This is a genomic window from Dorea sp. BIOML-A1 (assembly GCF_009875615.1).
Lineage (GTDB): Bacteria > Bacillota > Clostridia > Lachnospirales > Lachnospiraceae > Dorea_A > Dorea_A amylophila.
The window spans coordinates 75684-98408 of the sequence record NZ_WWSA01000001.1; the positions used below are offsets into that span (position 1 = coordinate 75684).

The 22725-nt window shown below is 41.5% G+C and carries 25 protein-coding genes and 1 riboswitch; of the genes, 7 read left to right on the forward strand and 18 right to left on the reverse strand.

The genetic code is table 11. From position 1 onward, the window contains the following. Window positions 1-53: 53 nt before the first annotated feature. From GT508_RS00365 to GT508_RS00375, 3 genes are all read right to left on the reverse strand, one after another. Complete coding sequence (locus tag GT508_RS00365; RefSeq protein WP_192934759.1) at window positions 54-1829, reverse strand: hypothetical protein; 1776 nt, start codon at window positions 1827-1829, stop codon at window positions 54-56. A 22-nt stretch (window positions 1830-1851) separates the two neighbouring features. Beyond that, the gene (locus GT508_RS00370; protein ID WP_161143322.1) at window positions 1852-2766 is read right to left on the reverse strand and encodes an AAA family ATPase; all 915 of its coding nucleotides are present in this window, start codon (window positions 2764-2766) and stop codon (window positions 1852-1854) included. Window positions 2767-2852: 86 nt separating this feature from the next. Then, entirely contained in the window at window positions 2853-3722 is an 870-nt protein-coding gene (locus tag GT508_RS00375; protein ID WP_055282372.1) for a LysR family transcriptional regulator, read from the reverse strand. Between the two features lie 150 nt (window positions 3723-3872). Here GT508_RS00375 and GT508_RS00380 point away from each other — a divergent pair, with 150 nt between their 5' ends. Beyond that, the gene (locus GT508_RS00380) at window positions 3873-4775 is read left to right on the forward strand and encodes a DMT family transporter (RefSeq protein ID WP_055282371.1); all 903 of its coding nucleotides are present in this window, start codon (window positions 3873-3875) and stop codon (window positions 4773-4775) included. 94 nt (window positions 4776-4869) lie between these two features. Here GT508_RS00380 and GT508_RS00385 read toward each other — a convergent pair whose 3' ends face one another. Continuing rightward, window positions 4870-5493, reverse strand: a complete 624-nt coding sequence (locus GT508_RS00385) for a GDSL-type esterase/lipase family protein (RefSeq protein ID WP_055282367.1) — start codon at window positions 5491-5493, stop codon at window positions 4870-4872. A gap of 185 nt (window positions 5494-5678) precedes the next feature. Here GT508_RS00385 and GT508_RS00390 point away from each other — a divergent pair, with 185 nt between their 5' ends. Next, window positions 5679-6269: an HD domain-containing protein gene (locus GT508_RS00390; protein WP_055282365.1), complete on the forward strand. Its 591-nt coding sequence runs from the start codon at window positions 5679-5681 to the stop codon at window positions 6267-6269. Window positions 6270-6400: 131 nt separating this feature from the next. On the opposite strand, the gene GT508_RS00395 is transcribed toward GT508_RS00390, so the two are convergent. The 10 genes from GT508_RS00395 to GT508_RS00440 all read right to left on the reverse strand — a co-directional run bounded on the left by GT508_RS00395 (window position 6401) and on the right by GT508_RS00440 (window position 14007). Further along, window positions 6401-7177, reverse strand: a complete 777-nt coding sequence (locus GT508_RS00395; RefSeq protein WP_055282363.1) for a sulfite exporter TauE/SafE family protein — start codon at window positions 7175-7177, stop codon at window positions 6401-6403. Continuing rightward, on the reverse strand, window positions 7178-7612 hold the full coding sequence (locus tag GT508_RS00400) for a MarR family winged helix-turn-helix transcriptional regulator (RefSeq protein WP_006426432.1): 435 nt from the start codon (window positions 7610-7612) through the stop codon (window positions 7178-7180). 186 nt (window positions 7613-7798) lie between these two features. After that, a complete protein-coding gene (locus GT508_RS00405) occupies window positions 7799-8386 on the reverse strand; it encodes a thiamine phosphate synthase (protein ID WP_330576862.1) in 588 nt (195 codons plus the stop codon). A 53-nt stretch (window positions 8387-8439) separates the two neighbouring features. Continuing rightward, complete coding sequence (gene thiH / locus GT508_RS00410) at window positions 8440-9666, reverse strand: 2-iminoacetate synthase ThiH (RefSeq protein WP_161143323.1); 1227 nt, start codon at window positions 9664-9666, stop codon at window positions 8440-8442. Between the two features lie 12 nt (window positions 9667-9678). Continuing rightward, window positions 9679-10467, reverse strand: a complete 789-nt coding sequence (locus tag GT508_RS00415; protein WP_044924315.1) for a thiazole synthase — start codon at window positions 10465-10467, stop codon at window positions 9679-9681. Between the two features lie 44 nt (window positions 10468-10511). Further along, window positions 10512-11195, reverse strand: a complete 684-nt coding sequence (gene thiF / locus GT508_RS00420) for a sulfur carrier protein ThiS adenylyltransferase ThiF (RefSeq protein ID WP_243144033.1) — start codon at window positions 11193-11195, stop codon at window positions 10512-10514. A 5-nt stretch (window positions 11196-11200) separates the two neighbouring features. Then, window positions 11201-11398, reverse strand: coding sequence for a sulfur carrier protein ThiS (gene thiS, locus GT508_RS00425; RefSeq protein ID WP_006426437.1), 198 nt, complete (start codon window positions 11396-11398; stop codon window positions 11201-11203). A gap of 193 nt (window positions 11399-11591) precedes the next feature. Further along, window positions 11592-11697: riboswitch (TPP riboswitch) on the reverse strand. A 90-nt stretch (window positions 11698-11787) separates the two neighbouring features. After that, window positions 11788-12087 (reverse strand): hypothetical protein, encoded by a 300-nt coding sequence (locus GT508_RS00430; protein ID WP_055194852.1) that lies wholly within the window; start codon window positions 12085-12087, stop codon window positions 11788-11790. Window positions 12088-12192: 105 nt separating this feature from the next. Next, window positions 12193-12549, reverse strand: a complete 357-nt coding sequence (locus GT508_RS00435) for a LysR substrate-binding domain-containing protein (RefSeq protein WP_161143324.1) — start codon at window positions 12547-12549, stop codon at window positions 12193-12195. Between the two features lie 339 nt (window positions 12550-12888). Then, window positions 12889-14007: a 5-methyltetrahydropteroyltriglutamate--homocysteine S-methyltransferase gene (locus tag GT508_RS00440; protein ID WP_161143325.1), complete on the reverse strand. Its 1119-nt coding sequence runs from the start codon at window positions 14005-14007 to the stop codon at window positions 12889-12891. A gap of 347 nt (window positions 14008-14354) precedes the next feature. Between GT508_RS00440 and GT508_RS00445 the strand changes: the two genes are divergently transcribed. Together GT508_RS00445 and GT508_RS00450 are read left to right on the forward strand one after the other, a co-directional pair. Continuing rightward, complete coding sequence (locus GT508_RS00445; RefSeq protein ID WP_161143326.1) at window positions 14355-15122, forward strand: DUF4866 domain-containing protein; 768 nt, start codon at window positions 14355-14357, stop codon at window positions 15120-15122. After that, complete coding sequence (locus GT508_RS00450) at window positions 15109-16455, forward strand: threonine/serine ThrE exporter family protein (protein ID WP_161143327.1); 1347 nt, start codon at window positions 15109-15111, stop codon at window positions 16453-16455. Before GT508_RS00445 ends, GT508_RS00450 begins: the two co-directional genes overlap by 14 nt. A gap of 86 nt (window positions 16456-16541) precedes the next feature. On the opposite strand, the gene GT508_RS00455 is transcribed toward GT508_RS00450, so the two are convergent. The 4 genes from GT508_RS00455 to GT508_RS00470 form a co-directional block, all read right to left on the reverse strand. Continuing rightward, a complete protein-coding gene (locus tag GT508_RS00455) occupies window positions 16542-17528 on the reverse strand; it encodes a diaminopimelate dehydrogenase (protein WP_161143328.1) in 987 nt (328 codons plus the stop codon). A gap of 235 nt (window positions 17529-17763) precedes the next feature. Further along, entirely contained in the window at window positions 17764-19488 is a 1725-nt protein-coding gene (locus GT508_RS00460) for an ABC transporter ATP-binding protein (protein WP_161143329.1), read from the reverse strand. Window positions 19489-19593: 105 nt separating this feature from the next. Next, complete coding sequence (locus GT508_RS00465; protein ID WP_161143330.1) at window positions 19594-20214, reverse strand: DUF4317 family protein; 621 nt, start codon at window positions 20212-20214, stop codon at window positions 19594-19596. Between the two features lie 17 nt (window positions 20215-20231). Continuing rightward, window positions 20232-20759, reverse strand: coding sequence for a 2'-5' RNA ligase family protein (locus GT508_RS00470; RefSeq protein ID WP_161143331.1), 528 nt, complete (start codon window positions 20757-20759; stop codon window positions 20232-20234). Between the two features lie 216 nt (window positions 20760-20975). Here GT508_RS00470 and GT508_RS00475 point away from each other — a divergent pair, with 216 nt between their 5' ends. The 3 genes from GT508_RS00475 to GT508_RS00485 all read left to right on the forward strand — a co-directional run bounded on the left by GT508_RS00475 (window position 20976) and on the right by GT508_RS00485 (window position 22616). Continuing rightward, entirely contained in the window at window positions 20976-21458 is a 483-nt protein-coding gene (locus tag GT508_RS00475; RefSeq protein WP_161143332.1) for an RNA polymerase sigma factor, read from the forward strand. Continuing rightward, a complete protein-coding gene (locus tag GT508_RS00480; protein WP_161143333.1) occupies window positions 21448-22041 on the forward strand; it encodes a hypothetical protein in 594 nt (197 codons plus the stop codon). The genes GT508_RS00475 and GT508_RS00480 overlap by 11 nt, the downstream gene beginning before the upstream one ends. A gap of 146 nt (window positions 22042-22187) precedes the next feature. After that, window positions 22188-22616: an SseB family protein gene (locus GT508_RS00485; protein ID WP_161143334.1), complete on the forward strand. Its 429-nt coding sequence runs from the start codon at window positions 22188-22190 to the stop codon at window positions 22614-22616. Window positions 22617-22725 lie beyond the last annotated feature (109 nt).

The window sequence follows — 22725 nt, forward strand, 5'->3', positions numbered from 1 at the left end:
TATGTGCTTTGTAAGCCATAGGGGACACTGAAAAAGCCACTTTTTCACGTCCCCTATGGCGTCATCACTTCTCCCAGCACTCGCCCCACTGCCCCGGCAAAATCATTAATATTCTGAATCTGTACCAGTTCTCGGTCGAATATCTCTCTTGCTACCTCTCTGGATTTTGCACTTCCCATGAAGATTCCTATGACCTGGATTCCTTTTTGCTTTAACCTCTGAACTTCCCTTGCTGTATCCTCTATTGCCGGCTGGTCAGTATATTCCTTGTTCGTATAAAAAGCTCCCTCACCGATATTCTGGTCGTCCATAGGGTTTGCATCCGTCAGTACAAGTAAAATTCTTTTTGCTTTCTTACTTGCTTCCATCAAATATCCTGCTGCACGCAGAGCCAGTCCGTCCCGGTTATTTCCTGCCGCAACATATCCGAATAATTCATTTCCAACCTTTTCTTCTTCATAATCTTTAAAGATCCGCATCACCGTAAAGCCCCGGATACTGCAATAGGAATATATCTGTGCCGGTATTCCACACTCTTCCAGACTTTCTGCCAGGACATATGCCTGCGCCGCAATCTGTTCCTGCATCTGCTTTCTGGAAGACGATGCATCGATCAGCATATCGACTGAAAATCCCGGAATCTCCACTTCTTCTTTCCGTTCGAATACTCTTGGATTATCCAGATAAACTGCTTTCCATACTTCTCTCGGATGGATCTTCCCGTGCGTTGCCATTTCTGGAAATGTCTCGTCCTGCGTCTCCAGACAGATGCGTAATTTCTCTGTAAGTTTTCTTATACTGTTTCTGTATATTGCACGATTCTTCTCATAATACTGTTTATTTTTCTCATATTGCTGGGCAGATTCTTTTTGAAATTCCAGGATTTCCTGTCTTTCTCGTTTTCTTTCTATTTCCGAAAGTTCTTTTAATTTTGTTTTGCTCTTCTGCTTTTCTTTCCATCCTGATCTTCCTCTTGTAAAGAGTACATGACAATTCTTATGTTTATCCACACATATCTCCCGCTCTATTCTTTCCTGCTCAGTCTGCGGGTACATATTCTTGCCAAAGCAGGCTTCTACATATATTCTTGCCTCCCCCGGATCATTTTTTAATGAGAACTGCACCAGATAATGCTTTGACCGCTCTATAACTCCTGTTTTTTCCTCACTGCCAACATCTTTATCTTCATAATGCTTCGCCCGTACATATGTGGCACTCACTTTTCCAACAGAATGGAATGCTCCGGCAACTTTCTGAAGAAAGTAAACACCTTTTTTTTTCGCAGCTTTTGACGGACAATAAGAAAAATATTTCCACAGATTCTCTCGTGTCTGTTCCAGAATCTCATCCGTTGTCATCTCTTCCGTATAGGAAAATGCATGCAGAAGTTCTTCCTCTTCTGTAATTAGTTCGGATGGCTGTCCCAAAATTTCTCTGCAATGTGCATTCCGGATTTGTTCTATCCTTGCATATTCTTTATAATTCCTGTAACGGTTCAGATTATCCAGCGCATACTCCCTTCGCAGTTCTTCCATTACTGATCTTATTTTTCTTTCTTTTTGGTACAATGCATTCTCAAGTCCGATCCAAAGAAGACCTTCATACAGTTCCCGGTCTTTTCCTCCCAGCTGATTAAAAAAATCATCTATTTTCTCCTGATCGTACCATTTGTAAGTCAGACCGATAATCAGATTCAGATACATATCTGCCGTTCCGTTCGATGCAAATGCAAGGAAAAGTGGTTCAAGTTCATAATTTTCTGCCGCCGCCCATATAAAATTGCATGCTCTTTTTGCTTCTCTTAATTCTTGTTCTTCTATTTCCGCCATGCTATAACACACTACTTTCCTGCTACTTCACAAACAAATCTTTCTTCACCGTTTTCTTCGAGATTCTTGTACGGATCGTATCACGAATCAGGGTCTGTTCATAGGCATCAAATGTTTTATTGGTAATTCCCATATCCAGTGCCGTAAATATATCAAGTCCTTTTTCCATCAGACCGACTGCTCCTAAAAGACCACGCAGATCCAGAGCCTTGGAAGATATCTCTCCATTTTCACATTTCTTATGTAATTCCAGAAACATAAATGTCAGTTCTCCTGCTCCTTCTTCCCTGATGTCCGGATAATGCTTTCTTATTAATTTAATCAGACTTTCCTTTGAAATCATCGGCATCTGGATTACGACAAATCTGGATACCAGTGCTTCATTCAGTTCTTTTGTACCCGCATATCCGTAGTTCATCGTTGCAATGAATCTTGTCGCCGGATGTAATTCCATACGTTCGTATCCTGGAACATCAATCGTCCGCCGGAAGTCCAGTGTCGCATGAAGTACTGCCATTGCTTCACTTTTTGCCATGTTGATCTCATCTAATATGGCAAATCCACCGGCTTTTGCCGCTGTATACACCGGCCCCGGTCTGAAAGATACCTCTCCCCCACGGAATGTATCCATACCAATCAATGAAGCTGCATCCATATTCACATGAAACGACACATCCCACCGTGGTCTTGTAAATACTCCCGCCAGATTCTCTGCAAACAGACTCTTTCCCGTTGCTTTCGGACCTGCCAACAGAATATTTTCTCCACACAAAATTGCGGTAATTGCCTGCTCCCAGACTTCTTTTCCATAGTAAAATTGTTCCAGTTTCGGAATTCTTGAACCATATTCTTGTTCTACCGGGTATGTTTCCCTATATTCTGTTATCTCACGGATCAGCTCATCTCTGATTCCAAGTTCTCTTAATTTTTCCAGCAATTTCTAAGGCTCCCTTTCTGAAATGTTGTTATTTATAGATATACACTATCCACTTCTCCATATTTTATTACTTAAAAATACACGAATCAAGGATTTTCCCTTTTTCTTACAAACTGCAGGAATTTCTTCACCGCTACCGAAGCATTCTTCTCATTCTTTACCGCGATCACAATCTCCCGGTGCAGCTCCGGTTTCAGACTTCTTGTTACGATATGATAATCGCATCTTTTCATCACCAGTTCCGACAGTATCCCGATTCCCAGCTCGTTTTCCACCATAGACATCACTGCATAATCGTCCCCGGAATAATAAGAAATGTGCGGTGCGATCTTATTCTTTTTGAAATGTTCTTCGATTTCCTGCTTGCCGCCTTCCTGAAGCAGTACAACTGACTCATCCTCAAATGCTTTTAATGGAATCTCTGTTTTTTCTGTCATTGGATGCTTTTCTGGAAGAACGGCCAGCATTTCATCCGTCATAATGTCAATGGTATCATAGTCCGTCCGCACCGGCCGGATCAGGAATCCGAAATCTACCAGCCCCTCAGCAATCCACTGCTCGATTTTGGAATAATCTCCCGTATGCAGTTCAAAATCAATTCCCGGATATAATTTTCGGAATTCTTTCATCACCCCCGGCAGATAGTGACACGCAATACTGCTGAATACCCCGATCCGGATCAGTCCCCGGTCCATTCCTGTGATTTCTCCGGCTTTTTCCCACATTCTTTCTTCTGCCATTGCCAGTTCCCATATATAGGGGATGAGCTGTTCTCCGTCTGAAGTCAGACACACTCCTGCGTGACTTCGTTTTAATAATGTCATCTGAAGTTCCGTTTCCAGAGACTTCACAATCTGTGTGACTGCTGACTGAGAGTATTTATAAAAATCTGCTGTTTTTGAAAAGCTCTCTAATTCCACTACTTTTAAGAAAATTGTATATTTTGAATATCTCATGATTCTACATTCTCCTTATGTCTTTTTTGATTATTTTTCAAAATATTTTGTTTTCTTATTCTCATCATGATAAATATGAATTTTACTTATATTCTATTCTACTATATAATAAAAAACAAGAAAACTATTACATAGGAGGAATCGCCGATTATGTCGACAAAAAAAGCCAATCTGATTCTTACAACCTGCTCTATGGCATGGGGAACTTCTTATATATTTATGAAACTTGGAATTGAGGGACTTTCCCCTCTGATGCTGATGGCTCTGCGTACAGGAATCGCATTTCTGATTCTGGTACTTATATTTTTCAAAAGGTTACTGAAAGTTAATAAAAGACTTTTACTCTACAGTGCCATCACCGGCTTTCTGCTTTTTACAAACCTTACGCCAATCCTTTACGGATTAAATACAATCACTGCTTCTCAGAGTGGATTCATCCTCAGCACCACCGTTGTGCTTGTTCCGGTCATTCATGCAGTTATTTCCCGGAGACTTCCGGAGCATCATGTCAGGCTTGGAATCATTATCGTATTAATCGGAATGGTACTGATCAACGGCGGTGATATATTTGCTGTCAAGCCCGGAACGTTGCTTTGTATGCTTTCGGCTTTCAGTTATTCAATCAATATTGTATTAAACAGCTATTTTACCAGACAGGTAGATCCACTTGCACTCGGAGTCTACCAGCAGGGCTTTACCTGTCTTTATTCCATAATCGGTCTGCTGGTGTTCGGATCCCCGATATTTCCGAGCACCGCGTTGGACTGGATCTCCGTTCTTGGACTTGCTCTCTTGTCCTCAGCTTACGGATTCGTTGTACAAACTGTTGTGCAGCAATATACAACACCGGAGAATACCGGATTCCTGTTCTCCCTGGAACCGATCTTTGCAGCGATTTTTTCCTTCATCTTCTTGCATGAGAAGCTCACGGAGATGGGATATCTCGGGGCCATTTTCATTCTTGCAGGAGTGTTTACCGCTATCGATGCCAAAAGTACGGTAATGGAATTAATCACCGGGAAATCCGTTGCAGAAGTTACATCCAAAAGATAGCAGAAAATCCGTTGTCTTATCCTGATATGTTCCCTTTACCGGAACTCCAGTAAAACAGGACATACCATTGACTGACAACGGATTTTTATCTTTTCTATAAAATCTCTGCTTCTAATTTTCTATAAATCGCATCTGCAAGAATCTTATGACTCTGTCCATCCATATGCTCCTGATCTGCTTCCGACGGACTCGCATAATCTGCTGCCCGCATGAATCGTTTGCCATACTTTCCGGCCACTTTTTCATATACCAGTTCTAATTTCTTTGATACTTCTACGGATTCTGGCGAAAATTCCTGATCATATCCGTCCTGCCATACCTTTTTTCCCAGATAGATCGGAGATATCACAAGAACCTTCATCTTATCTGCATACTGATTAATCTGTTCAAGTAGCCTGGCAATTCCTTTTCCGATGATTTCTGCTGACGCTCCGAATATGGTTTTGCAGTCATTCGTTCCAAGCATCAATACGACTGCATCCGGCGTGTGCGTCTCCAATAATGTCGGAAGCAATTCTGTTCCCCGTCTTCCCAGGCGAAGCGGATCTTCAAATATGGTCGTTCTTCCACACAGACCTTCCTCAACAATTCTAATATCCCGGTCCGCCAGTTTTTCCTGTAAGATTCCGGTCCATCGTTCTTCCCACGGAAAACGCTTTCCGGTCTCTCCATCTAATCCCCACGTATTCGAATCCCCAAAGCATAATATCTGTTTCATTACTTCCTGCACCTGCCTTCTGAGCTTTTATCTTTTAATAACTGGAGTTTAACACCATTTTCCTATTAAGTCAATATGTTTTATATGTTTTATATGTTTTCTATGTTTTTGCTTTTCATTATGCTTTCTTTTATGTTATACTATCTTATAGTTTATTCGTACTGAACGCACAAGGAGGAATTATCATGGAGGAAAGATTAAAACAACAACTTGATTTCATTCTCGAAATTGATAAAGAAAAGAATATATTACGACAGACCCACCTCTCCGGACACGGAAGGCGCGAAAATGATGCAGAGCATGCCTGGCATATGGCAATCATGGCATACCTGTTAAAAGATTATGCCAATGAACCCGTCGATATCGCAAAAGTTATGATCATGTGCCTGATCCATGACATTGTGGAAATTGACGCCGGAGATACTTATGCCTACGATACAGAAGGATTAAAGACGCAGAAAGCACGTGAAGATGCTGCCAAAGAACGGATTTTCTCACTGTTACCAGAAGATCAGAAAAAAGAACTGACTGCACTCTTTGATGAATTCGAAAATTACCAGACACCGGAATCCAAATTTGCACATTCCCTGGATAACCTGCAGCCATTGCTTCTCAATAACAGTAACGGCGGTGGCGACTGGCGTGAGCATCAGGTTACTTCCGAACAGGTATACGGAAGACAACGGAAAACGCAGCTGGGATCTGAGACTTTATATAAAGTAACAGACCAAATACTCAAAGAAAATATAGAAAAAGGAAATATTAAAGAATCATAAGCAATGTTTTTCTTTCTGCAGGACCTGCCACCGGCAGTCCCTGTAGAATGCATAATAAACAAAACATCATATTATTTTTCTATTAATACCTTTTATTCTCTCCTATAATATTAATTTCTTCCTGCTCTCTATTAATTTAAAATAGAAAACGCCATAACCACAATCCCAAGAACCACTAATATCACACCCGTCGCCCGGTTCAATGTCTTCGGTGTTGCCTTATTCGCAAATACTGCCGCAATCCTTGCCCACAACAGTGTGAACACAATACATAAGATCCACACCGCTATATTCGGCATTCCCCCGATTGCAAAATGCGAAACTGCACCGGTAAAGGCAGTAAATGTCATGATGAACACACTCGTTCCGACCGCCGTCTTAAGCTCATAGCCCAGGACAGAGGTCAGGATCAAAAGCATCATCATACCGCCTCCGGCACCGATAAATCCACAGATTAATCCGATCATGACACCACAGATTAACGACTGCACCGCACGTTTCTTCGGCGATACTTTTTCCATGGCTTCTTTTGTTGTCATGACAGGTTTTACGATGAACTTAATGCCGAGCAAGAATGTCATAAATACCGAGAAATTTCCCATCGTTGTAGATGGTACCAGACTGGACACATAACTTCCCACAACGGTAAAGGTAAGTACGCTGACCATCATGATCAGACCATTCTTCACATCCAGATTCTTATTCTTTCCATATGTATAGGCAGATACTGCGCTTGCAAGTACATCTGATGAAAGTGCAATTCCGACTGCCATATATGGATCCATTCCAAGAAATGTGATCAGCATCGGACTGATCACTGCCGCCGCACTCATTCCTGCAAATCCGGTTCCGAGTCCGGCTCCCATCCCCGCGAAAAATGTTACGATAATCATTAATATTGTATTCATCTAGTTCTTTTCCTCCAACATCTTCTCTATATTCGCTTCCATATGCGCCATTCCTTTTTGAAGTGCTTTTCTTGTATCTTCATCCATTCCTTCAAATAGTTTTTCAACGAACGACTGCTGAAGTTTCTGTCCTTCTTGGATAATCTCTTTTGACTTTTCTGTACAGATCAGATTGACTTTTCTTCGGTCACCTTCTACACTTTTCCGCTCCAGATAGCCTTCATTCACAAGTTTATCCACATTTACCGATACAAGATTGGCTTTAATTTTTCGTATTTCTACGATGTCTCTGGCAGTTTTGTATTCTGGGTTGTTCGCCAGGAAAAGTAAGATGTCAAATGCGGTCTGTGGAATATTCAGTTCATGACATAACGGTTTGCAGGTCTCACTGTATGCCTTTGACAGCTTTTCTGCAAATTCGATTCCTGTGTTCATATATGTAGCTCTCCTTTTTATTTCAATTTTGAACTATTCATTTTTGTATTAATATAGCACTTAGAAATAATTTTGTAAAGTACTATCTGATATGCACTTATATGCCAGTGCAAAGCAAAAGCCTTCCGAGTACCGACTCAGAAGGCTTTCCTGCTCTTTTAAAAATGAGCTGTTTTATTTCGATTACTATATTTCCATCATTCCGGACATAACACATCCACCAACTGCTCCACATTTTTTCATATCATTCCACTGTTCTTCATCGAACTTTATTCCGCCGATTCCATATACCGGAATATTAACTTCCTTACACACTTCTTCTAAAAATTCCAGTCCTCTTGGCAGTAATCCCTTTTTACAGTCCGTTGCATAAATATGTCCTGCAGTAAGATAAGATGCGCCTAATCGCTCTGCTTCTTTCGCTTCTTCTACAGAATGTATAGAAATTCCAATCTTTGTAAATTTTTTCTTTTCTTCATCAGTTATTTTTTGCAAAATCGGAAGTGGCAGATGTACAGATGTACATCCCAGTTCTAGTGCAGTCTTCCAGAAATTATGAAGAATACAAGACACATGATAACGGCTGCAAATATTCATTACTTCTTTTGCCAATGTCCCATATTCCTCTTCTGTCAGATCTTTTTCTCTTAAGATCACAGCTTCCGGATGTATCTTGCAGACTCTTTCTATCTGCTCTAAAAACGGGCGGTTACATAATTTCCGATTGCTGACTGCAATGATTTTAAAGTCCTGATTGTTTACAGATTTTATCACTGACAACTCCTTTCAGCTGTATTCGGCATGTTTTTAACACAAGATACTCCCTGTTACACATAGATATAATCACTCATCACCGGTTGAAGATTGTGTTTCAGAAGTGCCTGATAGACCTCATCCACCGAACGTCCATCCGAGATTTCAAACTGATCGTCACCCTTGTCTTCGATATCTTCTACATGACTTCCGATACCGGTACTTACACCAGCAGATATCTTCGTTGCTGCAATACTTACCAGATTATCGCGGACTCTTTCACACTCTCGTGTCGAAACCGTAATGCTTGCAAATGGCATAAACAGGCGGTATGCACACACTACCTGCAGAAGCTGTGGCTCATGCACATCCATCGGATTGATCCGGTCATTATTGATGATCGGACGAAGTCTCGGACAGGAGAATGCGATCTCTGCATGTGGATATTTTCTCTGTAATAAGTAAGCATGATATCCGGTCGCAAATGCATCTTTTCTGAAATCATCCAACCCCAGAAGTGCTCCGAATCCGACTCCGCGCATGTCGCCTTTCAATGCTCTTTCCTGCGCATTTACACGATATGGATAGATTCTCTTATGTCCGGCAAGATGAAGTGTCTCATATTTATCTGAGTTATATGTCTCCTGAAATACCGTTACATAATCTGCCCCACATTCATGCAGATATGCGTATTCGTCTGAATTTACCGGATAAACCTCCAGACCAATAACTTTAAAATATTTTCTGGCGATCTTACATGCTTCACCGATGTATTCTACTGTAGATTTGTTACGGCTTTCTCCTGTCAGAATCAGGATTTCCTGCAGACCTGTCTCAGCGATCGCCACCATCTCTTTTTCGATCTCTTCCGCATTTAACTGTGCACGGTTGATTTTGTTATGGCAATTAAAACCACAGTAAATGCAATAGTTCTCGCAATAATTTGCGATATAGATTGGTGTGAACATATAGACACTGTTACCAAAATGTTTTCTCGTCTCGATCTGCGCTGCCTGCGCTATTTCCTCCAGAAATGGCAGTGCTGCCGGTGACAATAACGCCTGAAAATCTTCCGGTGTGCGCTCTGCATGTGCCAGTGCACGTTTTACATCTTCTGCTGTATATGTATTATAATCATAAGCCTCCATGGCTGCCACGACCTGGTCGAGTATTTCTGATCCGATATCCTCCATGCCTGGAAGATAGGTCATGTGATCGATCCGGTTCTTCTTCTGGTCTTCCAGAATCTCCTCGCTTAAAATACTTTCATTAATATGTGTATCTTCATGATTTGTTCCCATTTGTCGTGCCTCCTAATCCTGCAGAAATCCGGTCAGCGGTGAAGATGCACTTGCACCACGCTCAATCGTTCTTCCAAGTCCGGAAAGGTACGCACTTCTGCCTGCTTCGATTGCTTTCTTAAATGCTTCTGCCATCGCCGGTACATCTCCCGCAGTCGCAATTGCTGTATTTGCCATAACTGCGGCTGCTCCCATCTCCATTGCCTCGCATGCCTGGGACGGACGTCCGATTCCGGCATCTACGATGATTGGCAGATCGATCTCATCGATCAGGATCTGAATAAAGTCTTTTGTGCTAAGCCCTTTATTTGATCCGATCGGTGCGCCAAGCGGCATGATACATGCTGCACCGGCATTTGCAAGATCTCTTGCAGCATTCAGATCTGGATACATGTACGGCATAACCACGAATCCTTCTTTTGCAAGAATTTCTGTAGCTTTGATCGTCTCATAATTATCCGGAAGGAGATATTTCGAATCTCTTACCACTTCCACTTTGACGAAATTTCCACATCCGACTTCTCTGGAAAGTCTGGCAATACGTACCGCTTCTTCTGCATTTCTGGCTCCTGATGTATTCGGAAGAAGTGTCACATCTTCCGGAATATAATCCAAAATATTTGCCAGACCGCCTTCATTTGCACGACGGAGTGCCAGTGTGATAATCTGTGCCCCTGCTTTTTCCACACATGCTTTCACCAAATCCAGTGAAAATTTTCCTGAACCAAGTATAAAACGGGACGTAAATTCTTTTCCTCCAAGGGTAAATGTATCCGCTTTCTTTATTTCTGTGTTGTCCATAATCCAATCCTTCTTTCTTATTATTTGTCTTTTCTATATGTTTTTTACACATCTTCTTCCCCAAGAATCAGACGTGTGATCATATTTGCTTCATGCGCTGCACAGATGGCCACTCTCGGTGCCATCAGGCCATTTCCATACGTTGGTGCCGTCTCGCGGTCTCCGCACAGGTAAAAGTTCTTCATTAACTTCTGTGTGCGAATCGTATTACTGCTTCCGTATCCTGCCATACCGGTTGCCGATACCAGTTTCTTTTCCGGAAAATGTTCCAGTATTCCATTTACCAGCATTGCTTTCGCTTCTGGATTATCGAATGCTTCACACACAATCGGTTCGTCACAAAATAATTTCGTAAGATTTTCTTCTGTGACTTTTACGCAATCTGTATCGATATCCAGATATGGATTGATCTTTAACAATAATGATTTCAGCGCATCTGTCTTATACATCCCGATATGCTCCATAAAATACTGCTGCCGGTTCAGATTCGTGATATCCACCACATCAAAATCAATCAAATGCAGATGGCCGACTCCGATTCTTGCAAGTGCATATGCCACGTTTGATCCCAATCCGCCAAGCCCGGCGATTGCAACCCTCCCCGCTGACAGAAGTTTCTGTTTCTCCGGAGAATGTCTCTCATTTAATGCTGCCACAATCTCCTCTTTACTAAGTACTTTTTCTTTCTTTGTATTCTCCGTCATATTTTCTAATCCGGCTTCTTCCATGAATGTTAGCCTCCTCCCACGAATGTCACAACTTCCAGACGGTCGCCGTCTTTTAACATGGTATCGGAATAGCTGTATTTCGGAAGAATATCTCCATTTAACTCTACAGCGATTCTTTTTACCTGATACTGATTCTGTTCCAGATATTCTGCAACCGTCGTATCCTCTGTCAAATTAATTTCTTTTCCATTTACGATAATCATGCGTTCTCCTTTCCCGGATCATACTTTCAAAAGTACTTGTCAGATAAAAAAGAGTTCACGAAGTAAATACACCCGTGGTGGTGCACCCCTTCGTGAACTCCCGTTCACTCTCAACTTATCCGATATTCTATTGTTCCTGATTTACGTCACATAGCAACAAAAAAGAGAGATACCAACTAAATGCATCTCTCCTAAAATCTACGTTATACATTCCTACGTTGGCATTATCCAAATCAGGTATATGGGTCGAAGTTCTTAACTTCCTCTCAGCCTGTACACAAGCTCCCCGTGTTTTATCTACATGTTTAAGTATAGAAACACCTGCACGAAATGTCAACTCATTTTTTCTGATTTCTGACTTTTTTTCGAAACAACTATTTTTATTCATTCTATTTATTATCAAAAGTAATATTCCGTACCATATTTCTGTTAATCAGCTGTGTTCCCTTCTTGGTATCAACCTTTACCCACTGTATATCTGCGTCCATGAGTTTTCCTTTGATTGCTCCTACTTCGTTGAACAGACTTACCGTACAATCTTTTCCCATATACTGATCTAACATTGAACCATCCATATCTTCTTCCATCCTTTCTCCATTTACGATCGTGATTACATTATTTGCCGCCTGTACTGCCATCACTGTAACCATATTCAGGTTATTAATCGCTACCATCGTTGCAACATCCATGTAGTCCACCTCCATCTTTTTTGCAGGTCTTGTTATCAGTATATCATACTTCCAGATGATAGAACGATTTTTATTGTCTCCATAACGAATTGTGCGTTTATGGCATCATACCTTCTGTTCTGATAAATTCCAGAAATTTTCCTGCCACCGGTGACAGACTCTTCTCCCAGCAAGCCCGATTTCGATCAGCTCTGCCGGTACAAGTTTCCGGTGGCATACACCCTCATAATCCGGCAGACTGTTGATCTGATTCGTAATGCTCACACCCATTCCCGCTGCCGCCATCGCATATGTTGCCTGAATATCCATTGTCGAAAACTGTACATTCGGCTTAATCCCATGCTTATCCAGATAACGTGTTCCATCAATATCTAATCCTGGACATGTTACAATATAGGCTTCCGTCTCTGCAAATTTTGCCGAAAATGTCTTTCTTTTTGCCAGCTTGTGTCCCTCCGGCAATAATGCTTGTACAAGGTACGATCTGCGCTGTAACCCTGTACTTCAGTGCACCCGTTACCGTAAAAGCAATGTTAGGAAATGTCGCTTCCCACCCTGTCATGGCAAAAAGCGGCATCATATACCTGCAACTTATATCATTTTTCTATCCTTTGTGTTATACCGGCGGAACCTTCACCGGTACTTATAACGGACTTTGGAAAATGGTTCTGACGTTAGCCGGAAGTACGCTCCAGATTGCACTTCGCGTAATCTTAACCTGGTTCTTCTTCCCTCATTTCGGGCTGGCAGCCCCTGCCATTGCTACCAGTATCGGCTGGCTTATGGCCAATCTGTTCTGGCTTATCTGTCTGACCAGACTTCGTCGGCAATCTCTTTTACAAGCTTAAGCTTTGCCCACTGTTCTTCTTCTGTCAGCTTATTACCGATCTCGCAGGATGCAAATCCGCACTGCGGGCTTAAGTATAAGCGGTCAAGCGGAACATATTTTGCTGCTTTGTGGATTCTTGCGATTACTTTTTCTTTGTCTTCCAGTTCCGGTGTCTTGGTTGTTATAAGTCCAAGTACGACCTTCTTATCGCCGGATACCTTTGCAAGTGGTGCAAATCCGCCGGATCTCTTGTCGTCATATTCCAGATAATATGCATTTACATTTTCTTCTCCGAATAACAAATCCGCTACGGAATCATATGCTCCGGAACTGAAGAATGTAGAATGATAATTTTCACGGCATACATGTGTATTGATCACCAGATCTTCCGATGCCTGTGCTACTACCTGGTTATTCAGTTCCAGAAGGAGTTTCTTGTAATCTTCCAGTCTCTGTCCTGTTCTTCCGGTCAGTGCAACTGCCATCTTCGCATCTACCATTCCGCCCCATACGCAGTCATCAAACTGAAGGTTACGGCAGCCTGCTGCATAGATTTCCTGCACGAATTCACCGTATGCCTTAATCACATCCTCGGCAAATGCTTCTTCCGATCCATAGATTTCTAATGTTGTATTCAGAAGCTGTGCCCCGGTAAAGTATGCATAGAACTGTCCCGGTGACGGGATAGTCTGTTTTGCGACAGTATTTTCATCTTCTAATGCTTTGATGAATTTGAAATGCTCTACGAAAGGATGATTCTTTACTGAAATCTTTCCCGTCATGTATGTATCATCAATCATTGCAGCTTCTGCATCAAATGTTGTATTCCCCTCTACTGTCTTCTGATGCTCGATTCCTTCAAATCCCCACATGAAATCCAGATGCCATGTCGATCTTCTGAATTCTCCGTCTGTGATCACATGATATCCAAGTTCCTTAATCTTTGCCACCAGTTCCAGAATGCATTCATCTTCTACTGCGGTCAGTTTTTCCTGTGAGATTGTCCCTTCTTCGAAATTCTTTCTTGCGTCTTTTAATTTCTGTGGGCGTAAAAAACTTCCTACAAAGTCGTAACGAAATGGTGTGTTCATGATTATTTCCTCCTTGCCGGCAGGGACTTAGGTTTTCTGTCTTTCTTGTTGTCCCTGATGGCTTTCTTTTATATTTTTCATATTCTTGATGATGTTCTCAATCGATGGATTTATTATAATTTGTATTGATAAACTTGTATAATACAAAAAAATGTGTATTTGTCATAGTTTTAAACTATATCAAATATCCCTTTCAAATCATCAACCGACTATCTACAGAAGCTGCCACCGATAACTTCTCCGGCATACCATAATCATATATCTATTATATCAATTATAGTTTTCACTTATCTTTATCACAGTTGTATAATTTATTCGGATGAAAATATGAAAGGAAGCGCTTTATTATGGAGGAAAAAACACTTTTTCCCAGAGAAGAAAAATCAGACATCTTATTTAAGAAAATATCCGAAGATAAATGGGCATGTGAAAAACTGATGGAAACATTCTGCAGTTATTTATTCAGTAACGATGGGGTAGACCTTCCCGATTCTCCGTCATCTACAGAATTCGCACAGGCTCTTTTTAATTCTTATCGCAATCGGGATTTATCTGCGTTTCTGATGGCTATCTGTCAGAATACAGTCTTTGATCTTTTAAGAAATGCATTCCTGATTCCCTATCGGTTCAATGCGGACGGAAAACAGAATCCGATGATCATGACAGATGAAAACGGAATGTTACTTTCTGAATATAAGAGATCGATTCATGAACGGGAATACCGTCATTTCCATGAGGTATATACAGATCTCGGAGCTCCAAAGAATATTTTTCTGGCACAGGCATACCGCTACAGCCATTCTTATACATCTGACGATATGGAACCGGAACAAAACATTCTGGAAAAGAATAACGGTGTACTGTTGATCCGTGAATTACCGGATACCGTAAAATTAAAAGAAACCGAAGCAGAAGCTTATTCTGCTATTCTGGATATTGTCATAAAACTTCAGAAAGAGCTTCCTATGTCCTATGTATTCTATGGACAGGATTCTCTTGTTGAAGATAATACCCGTTATGATGAGATCGGAGTTTTCCTTCCGAATTCACATTTCTTAAAAAATCTGGAACGCCACGTTTCCAAAGCAGAGGCGATCATTTATGCAGACAACTAATTCTGACTTTATTGATATTATGGAAAAAAATCATATGGAGATTCCATGGCATGACTACGCCAATGATGACAGTAATGTGTTGATTGCAGAAGCCGGACTGATCGAGAAAGCTTCCGTCATCGGCCGTGTTGGGTTAATCATGCTCTCCTGTGGAACCGGTGCATGGCGTGTACGGACTTCCATGAACCGGCTTTCCAAAGAGCTTGGTGTAACCTGTACGGTAGACGTGGGATTGATGTCCATTGTATTTAACTGTTTCGATGGAAACGATTGTGTTTCCCAGTCATTGAATATTGCCAATACGGGAGTGAATACCTCCAAGCTTTACCGCATGGAACAGTTTGTAGATCATTTTCCGGAAGAAGAAGCGCATATGACCGGTGAAGATATCCATAAACGATTGGATGAAATCGAAGAAATCCATGCTCTTTATTCTCCTGTCAAACTGGGACTCGCTGCGGCTCTTGCCTGCTGTGGTTTTACTTTTTTACTCGGGGGTGGACCGATTGAGATGGCGCTTGCATTCATCGCCGCCGGTATCGGTAATCTCATCCGCACCAAACTGATCAAACATCATTATACATTGTTCCTGAATATTGCAGTATCCGTGTCTGCGGCATGCTTTACTTATGCGGTCTTTCTGAAACTTGCAGAACTGATCTTTCACATTCCGGAGCTTCACGAAGCCGGTTATATCTGCTCGATGCTGTTCATTATTCCCGGATTTCCATTTATTACAAGCGGGATCGACCTTGCAAAGCTGGATCTGCGTTCGGGACTGGAGCGGCTTACTTATGCAATCATTATCGTTATGGTTGCCACTTTATTTGCATGGATCATGGCTTTACTTCTGCATCTGGAACCGGCCGATTTTACGGCACTGCATCTAAGTGCCGCTGCCCGTCTGATTTTCCGTGTGATTGCAAGCTTTTGCGGAGTATTCGGTTTCTCGATCATGTTTAACAGTTCTCATTCGATGGCGGCAACGGCTGCATTTATTGGTGCCATTGCCAATACACTCCGGCTTGAACTTGTTGATTTCACACATATGCCTCCGGCCGCCGCCGCATTTATCGGGGCTCTGATTGCCGGATTGCTTGCTTCTTTTATTAAAAAGAGTAATGGATATCCAAGAATCTCGCTTACCGTGCCTTCTATCGTGATCATGGTTCCAGGACTTTACCTGTACCGTGCGATTTATAATTTCGGGATTATGTCCCTGACGGATGCGGTTTCATGGTTTACTTCTGCGATTATGATTATTGTGATGTTGCCGCTTGGACTGATATTTGCGAGAATTCTGACCGATCGTACGTTTCGGTATTGTACGTAAAAGTTCTCATTTTATAGAATTTATTTACGCTCTTCTTAAAGCCAACAGGGACAGGAAAAAAACCATTTTTCCTGTCCCTGTTGGTATTACAGCATATGTGCTCTTAACTCTTCCGGTGTCATCTGAGACAACATAGCCGGTGCGATATCGAATACGCTTCTTGCTCCTGATTCACCTTTCTTTGAAAGTCTGTGTGCTGCACGTGCATAAGCCACCAGAACACTTCCTGTGAATTCCGGATTGGAATCCAGTCTCAGAGAATATTCGATCACATGCTTGTTGCCTTCACATCCAGTCTCTCCTGTACGGATCACGAATCCACCGTGAGGCATCTTGCTGTGATTTGCCTTTAACTCTTCTTCTGTGATAAATGTTACGGTTGTGTCATACTCATCGAAGTAGTTTGGCATTGTCTTGATAGCTTCTTCGATTGCTGCTTTGTCTGCGCCTTCTTCTGCAACTACATAACACTCTCTTAAATGTTTCTGTCTTGTTGTCAGTTCCGGTTCGCTTCCGCTTCTTACCTGATCAACAGCTGCCTCGATCGGTACCGTATACTGGATGCCGTTCTTTACACCTTCGATACGGCGGATTGCATCAGAATGTCCCTGGCTGACACCTTTGCCCCAGAACGTATAAGTGCTTCCCTGTACCAGGATAGACTCTGCATACAGACGATTCAGAGAGAACATTCCCGGATCCCAGCCTACTGAGATAATACTTACATTCTTTCCTTCTTTTGCTGCTTTATCTACATTTGCAAAATACTCAGGGATCTTAGCATGTGTATCAAAGCTGTCAATGGTATTGAATGATGCTGCTACCTTCGGTCCGATTACCGGAAGGTCTGTTGCTGATCCACCGCAGAGGATCATTACATCGATATCATCTTTCATAGCTTCCATATCATCAAAGTGCTTTACTTCTGCCCCTTCTGTCTGGATCTTTACACTTGCAGGATCTCTTCTTGTAAATACTGCTTTTAATTCCATATCATCATTACGCTTGATAGACTGCTCTACTCCGCGTCCGATGTTACCGTATCCAACGATACCAATTCTGATTTTTCCCATAATTCTACCTCTGTTTCTTATGATTTGCCGCCTTATTCTGTGGCCGTTTTTATTCACTGATATCAATCATTTCTACTGTTCCTTTACAGTTTTGCACTGTCTTTTCTGCCGCTGATATCTTTGTAAATTATATCATATATTCTTTTCACGACAATCTTTTTCTTTTGCAAATTTCTTTATTGATAATTTTTATGTTTCTACTCACAGAGCAGCTTCCGTTTTTCTTATCTTCTGCCTATCCCATCTCATTATAATGCGCATAGATTCCGCCCTGTTTTAACAGTTCTTCATGTGTTCCACGCTCTGCGATTCCATTATCTGCCACTACAAGGATCTCATCCGCATTGCGGATTGTTGATAATCGATGCGCGATCGTAATCGTTGTCCGGTTCTTTGCAAGCTCTTCCAGACTCTTCTGGATCCAGCGTTCGCTCTCATTATCCAGTGCACTTGTCGCCTCATCTAGAATCAGGATTGACGGATTCTTAAGAAATACTCTTGCAATCGAGATTCTCTGTTTCTGTCCGCCGGAAAGTCTTGTTCCACGTTCACCAACAAATGTATCATATCCGTCCGGCAGTTCCATAATAAAATCATGAATGTTCGCTTTCCTTGCTGCGTCTTCAATCTCTTCCATAGATGCTCCCGGCTTCCCATATGCGATATTCTCTTTAATACTTCCACAGAACAGATACACATCCTGCTGTACCAGTCCGATCTGATTACGCAGACTTTCCAGTGTCAGATCCCGGACATCTTTTCCGTCAATCGTAACACGTCCGCCTGTTACATCATAGAATCTCGGAAGCAGAGAGCAGATCGTCGTCTTACCACTTCCCGAAGGTCCGACTAAAGCCACGGATTTTCCTGCCGGAATGTCGAATGTAACATTAGAAAGCACCGGTGTATCATCGTCGCTATAATGAAACGATACATTTTCATAAGAAACGTGTCCGTTTACTTCATCTATTGATTCTGCGTCCAGTGCATTCACGATCTCCGGCTCGGTCTCTACCACATCCAGAAATCTGCGGAATCCGGACAGTCCTTTCTGCATCATCTCAGTAAGCTCGACCAGAATCTGAATCGGACTGATAAAGATACCGATATAAAGCGCATACATCGCAAGATCCGCTGCCTCCATCTTCCCATGTGCGATCAGCCATCCTCCGAATACCAGCGTTACCAGATACATCATCCCCTGAAAAAACAGGTTGCCGCTCATAAAACTTCCCATGCATTTATAGTTTGCATCCTTGGAAATCAAGAATCCCTGATTACTCTTTTTAAACTTCTCCCGCTCAATCTCTTCATTTGCAAAAGACTGTACGACACGGATTCCTGCCAGTGTATCCTGAAGACTGGAATTGACATCCCCGATCTTCCGCCGGTTATCCATGAATGTCGCCTGCATTCTCTTGTTCTGTCCATAGGAGAAAACCAACATGAACACTACAAGAACTAAAAGTGGAATCGCAAGTCTCCAGTTGATCAGGAACAAAAATACAAACGATCCGATAATCTTGATCAGTGAAATAAATAAGTTCTCCGGTCCATGATGTGCAAACTCCGAGATATCGAAAAGATCCGATACCAGCTTACTCATCATCTGCCCCGAATTATTCTGGTCATAATATGAGAATGACAATTTTTCATAGTGATCAAAAAGCTGCTGCCTCATATCGCGTTCCATATTGGCTCCCATCATATGTCCCTGATAGCTTACATAATATTTACAAAGCGCCTGTAATATATAAATTACAAGCAATCCTGCCCCTATCGGAAGCAAGGCATGCAGTATGTGATCTGCTGATTCTGTAAACAACGTCTTCGTAAGCGTACGTAAAATCTGTGGAAATGCGAGATCCACCAGACTTATGACTGCCGCACAGATCAGATCCAGAAAGAATACCGCCTTATACGGGGCATAATACCGAATGAATTTTTTCATTGTATGCATTGTATATTCCTACCTTTTCCTCTAAACTCAATCCTTTATATTATAAGATATCCCAGATGAATTTGAAACCATTAAACACCTTTATAAGAAATTTTCTCTATCTCATCATACTCCAAGTAATTTCAAAAGCTCTGTATACGGATATTCCTGATTCTTCTGATATACATCCACATAATTCATGGCCGCCCCGCCGTCCATATATGCCGGAAATAAGAATCCACATTCCGGTTCTCCCGGTTCGTAATCTCCACTTACCGGACAGATGGCACAGATTAAGTATTCAAACATTTCTTCAGATTCACCCTGACGGACATGATCTTTCCCTTTTGCCGGAATATCGTATCGGTCATGAAATACGAAAATGGCATAGTCTCCCTCTGACTGATATCGTTCACCAACAATTTCATAAAAAGTCTCCATCAGTGCATCATTTTTCAGACCGCACGCACGCATTCCCATTAACAGTTTCCACATACTGTCGCCTTTCGTCTTCTCATCGGAAAATGCATATTCTTTCAGATTTTTATTCGTATCTGCAAATGGAATGGATTTTGCTATCTGTAAATTTTTTTCTTTCTCGTCCGGACTCAATTTCAAAAATCCGGTATTAAATGTTCCGTCTATATATCCATCCCGGTCCAGATATCCTCCGGCAATTCTTGTCATGGATGTTCTCTTTACTGTCATTCTTCTGGTCAGTGCCAGCATGTCTTCTCTATTAATCATTTTATTTTCCACCTCAATTAATCATTTAATTTTACTCTTATAAGATCCTGATGTGGATTGGTCTTCGCCAGCCCGATCTCCGATACCGTAACTTCCATCGGTACGAATTGTTCCTGCATAACTGCAAATGCTTCCTGCATCTGCTCTTTGGAAAGCTTCTTTCCCAGTGTGATATGAGGAAGCCACTGCATTGGCTGATAATACCGGCTCATCCTGACTTCCGGAATATTCTTTACCATATCATGTACCTGTTCGATCATATCTTCCAGATACAGATTCAGAACCGGTGTCACATACAGTACATATGGCAATAACACTCCGACAGAGACCAGCTGGATCTGTCCTTTTGTCAGATATCTCTCCAACTTTCCCATCACCTCTGTCAATTTATCTTCCTCCCTTGCCTCCACTGACATTATCGTCAGATGAGGAGGAACATGATTGTCCGTCATAAAAGTATTTCCTGTCTTTTGTGCAATCTTATTAATATAATCGGAAATTATTTTATTGCTTTTATCATCAAAATACACCGATACCAGATACATTTTATCTTTCACCTCTTATTTCGAAGTTATTTTTTCATAATATAGTTTACAACGTATATTTTAAAATGTAAAATGCTTATGCTCGATAGTAAGATATAGTTAAAACATATATTCTTACCTCCATTTGTAACCTTTCCGTATTTTCATTTGTATTATAAGTGAAAGGCCTTAAGAAATGAACATCTGTTTTCCCACTAGCACCAAAAAGGAGTACTCATGAAACCAGCAACACAAGTTTTAATCGAACGATATCAAAAGCATCTGTATGCGATTGCATTTAATATATGCAGGAACCAACAAGATGCAGAAGATGTCGTTCAGGATACATTTATTCAGTATCACACATATAAAAAAGAGTTTGATACAGAAGAACATATCCGTGCCTGGCTGATCCGGGTTGCGATCAATAAAGCAAAGAATATCACCCGCTCATTCTGGCACAGAAATAAATGCAACTTAGAAGAATATATGGAAACATTAACCTTCGAAACACTGGAATCAGAAACTCTGTTTGATACAGTAATGAAACTTCCTGAAAAATACCGAATTGTCCTGCATCTCTTTTACTATGAAGATTATACAACACAAGAGATCAGTGATATCCTGCATCTTTCTGTCAGCAATGTAAAGACCCGACTTTCCCGCGGACGTGCTCTTCTCAAAGAAACCTTAAAGGAGGAATGGAACGATGACGAATAAAGAAAAATACAAGCAGGCTTTTGATACACTTTCCGCCTCCGACAATTTTTCCCTGGAGGTAGATAAAATGAGTATCTTAAATAGAAAGCACAAATTAAAAACAATTGCCGCCACAGTTGCCACATGCCTGATCGTAACAGCCGGAACCGGAACAGCCTACGCATCCGATCTTGGCGGAATTCAACGTAAAGTCCAGCTCTGGATCCACGGAGATCAGACAACTGCTACTTTAACAATCAATTCTGACGGTTCTTATACCGGAACTTATGCAGATAAAGATGGAAAAAATAAAGAATTTGGCGGAGGCGGCATTGCATTTAACCAGGATGGCTCCGAACGCAGCCTTACACAAGAAGAAATTATGGAAGAACTAAATGCTCCGGATATAGAATACGAAAAAGATGGTTCCGTCATCCTGTATTACAAAAATCAGTCCATCGATATCACACACAAATTCAACAAAGATAATATCTGCTATGTGAAACTGGTTGATGGTGATGACTCTTTATATGTCACAGTGAAATATAACAATGGATATGCTTCATCTCCAAATAAATATATTTCTCCATGGGAGTTCAATTAGCTTGCTCTTCCAACTGAAATACTTTATATTAATATACGGATGGCTCTCCTGCTGTCCGTATATTTTTATACAAAAATATGCAAGCGAGGCTGTCATTGACAGGTTCTCTGTATCCATTATCTATCTAGAAAGGATTTTGCACAATTATGAATGACCATACACATACCGATAAAACTTTACAGGGCAATAACAAGATTGAATCTGCCATTGCAGCTCTTCAACAGGAACCATCTCAGGAAATGCTTGCTCACGTCCTGACCGTCATCCGCAGACGCATGAATGAACATGGCGAACTGATCATTGCAGTAGATTCCTCTTCCGCTGCCTCCGGCCTCCAGATACAGGCAATCCAGACCGATGATGGCCGCAAATGGTGGGCGGCATTTACCAGCTTCGATGAAGAACTCAAAGGTTCCGGAAGCGTAATGTCTACATTTCTTACCGATATGAAACAGTTATTTAATTCTGCTATTACAACTGATAACATTCAGGGCATCATCATCAACCCCTGGAACCGGACGATTATGTTGGATAAAGTACTATTGAGAATTATTTTAGGGGAGATTTCTATTTAATTCACTAAGCCAAATCCCCGAACCGTAATAAAAGGTTCTATCCTGTGCATACGGACTCATGGTTGGTAATTCTTAAGTAAAAAAGTTGACCGTTTGCTCACAAAAAATC

What these genes read in the sequence shown, in the direction of transcription:
- GT508_RS00395 (WP_055282363.1), bottom strand. Translation starts at nt 7,177, where the DNA reads ATGAATACAATATTAATGATTATCGTAACATTTTTCGCGGGGATGGGA.
- GT508_RS00365 (WP_192934759.1), bottom strand. Translation starts at nt 1,829, where the DNA reads ATGGCGGAAATAGAAGAACAAGAATTAAGAGAAGCAAAAAGAGCATGC.
- GT508_RS00470 (WP_161143331.1), bottom strand. Translation starts at nt 20,759, where the DNA reads ATGTATCTGGTATCGGTGTATTTTGATGATAAAAGCAATAAAATAATT.
- GT508_RS00415 (WP_044924315.1), bottom strand. Translation starts at nt 10,467, where the DNA reads ATGGACAACACAGAAATAAAGAAAGCGGATACATTTACCCTTGGAGGA.
- GT508_RS00430 (WP_055194852.1), bottom strand. Translation starts at nt 12,087, where the DNA reads ATGGATGTTGCAACGATGGTAGCGATTAATAACCTGAATATGGTTACA.
- GT508_RS00390 (WP_055282365.1), top strand. Translation starts at nt 5,679, where the DNA reads ATGGAGGAAAGATTAAAACAACAACTTGATTTCATTCTCGAAATTGAT.
- thiF (WP_243144033.1), bottom strand. Translation starts at nt 11,195, where the DNA reads ATGGAAGAAGCCGGATTAGAAAATATGACGGAGAATACAAAGAAAGAA.
- GT508_RS00440 (WP_161143325.1), bottom strand. Translation starts at nt 14,007, where the DNA reads ATGAACACACCATTTCGTTACGACTTTGTAGGAAGTTTTTTACGCCCA.
- GT508_RS00455 (WP_161143328.1), bottom strand. Translation starts at nt 17,528, where the DNA reads ATGGGAAAAATCAGAATTGGTATCGTTGGATACGGTAACATCGGACGC.
- thiH (WP_161143323.1), bottom strand. Translation starts at nt 9,666, where the DNA reads ATGGGAACAAATCATGAAGATACACATATTAATGAAAGTATTTTAAGC.
- GT508_RS00485 (WP_161143334.1), top strand. Translation starts at nt 22,188, where the DNA reads ATGAATGACCATACACATACCGATAAAACTTTACAGGGCAATAACAAG.
- GT508_RS00460 (WP_161143329.1), bottom strand. Translation starts at nt 19,488, where the DNA reads ATGCATACAATGAAAAAATTCATTCGGTATTATGCCCCGTATAAGGCG.
- GT508_RS00480 (WP_161143333.1), top strand. Translation starts at nt 21,448, where the DNA reads ATGACGAATAAAGAAAAATACAAGCAGGCTTTTGATACACTTTCCGCC.
- GT508_RS00375 (WP_055282372.1), bottom strand. Translation starts at nt 3,722, where the DNA reads ATGAGATATTCAAAATATACAATTTTCTTAAAAGTAGTGGAATTAGAG.
- thiS (WP_006426437.1), bottom strand. Translation starts at nt 11,398, where the DNA reads ATGATTATCGTAAATGGAAAAGAAATTAATTTGACAGAGGATACGACG.
- GT508_RS00465 (WP_161143330.1), bottom strand. Translation starts at nt 20,214, where the DNA reads ATGATTAATAGAGAAGACATGCTGGCACTGACCAGAAGAATGACAGTA.
- GT508_RS00380 (WP_055282371.1), top strand. Translation starts at nt 3,873, where the DNA reads ATGTCGACAAAAAAAGCCAATCTGATTCTTACAACCTGCTCTATGGCA.
- GT508_RS00445 (WP_161143326.1), top strand. Translation starts at nt 14,355, where the DNA reads ATGGAGGAAAAAACACTTTTTCCCAGAGAAGAAAAATCAGACATCTTA.
- GT508_RS00385 (WP_055282367.1), bottom strand. Translation starts at nt 5,493, where the DNA reads ATGAAACAGATATTATGCTTTGGGGATTCGAATACGTGGGGATTAGAT.
- GT508_RS00475 (WP_161143332.1), top strand. Translation starts at nt 20,976, where the DNA reads ATGAAACCAGCAACACAAGTTTTAATCGAACGATATCAAAAGCATCTG.
- GT508_RS00450 (WP_161143327.1), top strand. Translation starts at nt 15,109, where the DNA reads ATGCAGACAACTAATTCTGACTTTATTGATATTATGGAAAAAAATCAT.
- GT508_RS00400 (WP_006426432.1), bottom strand. Translation starts at nt 7,612, where the DNA reads ATGAACACAGGAATCGAATTTGCAGAAAAGCTGTCAAAGGCATACAGT.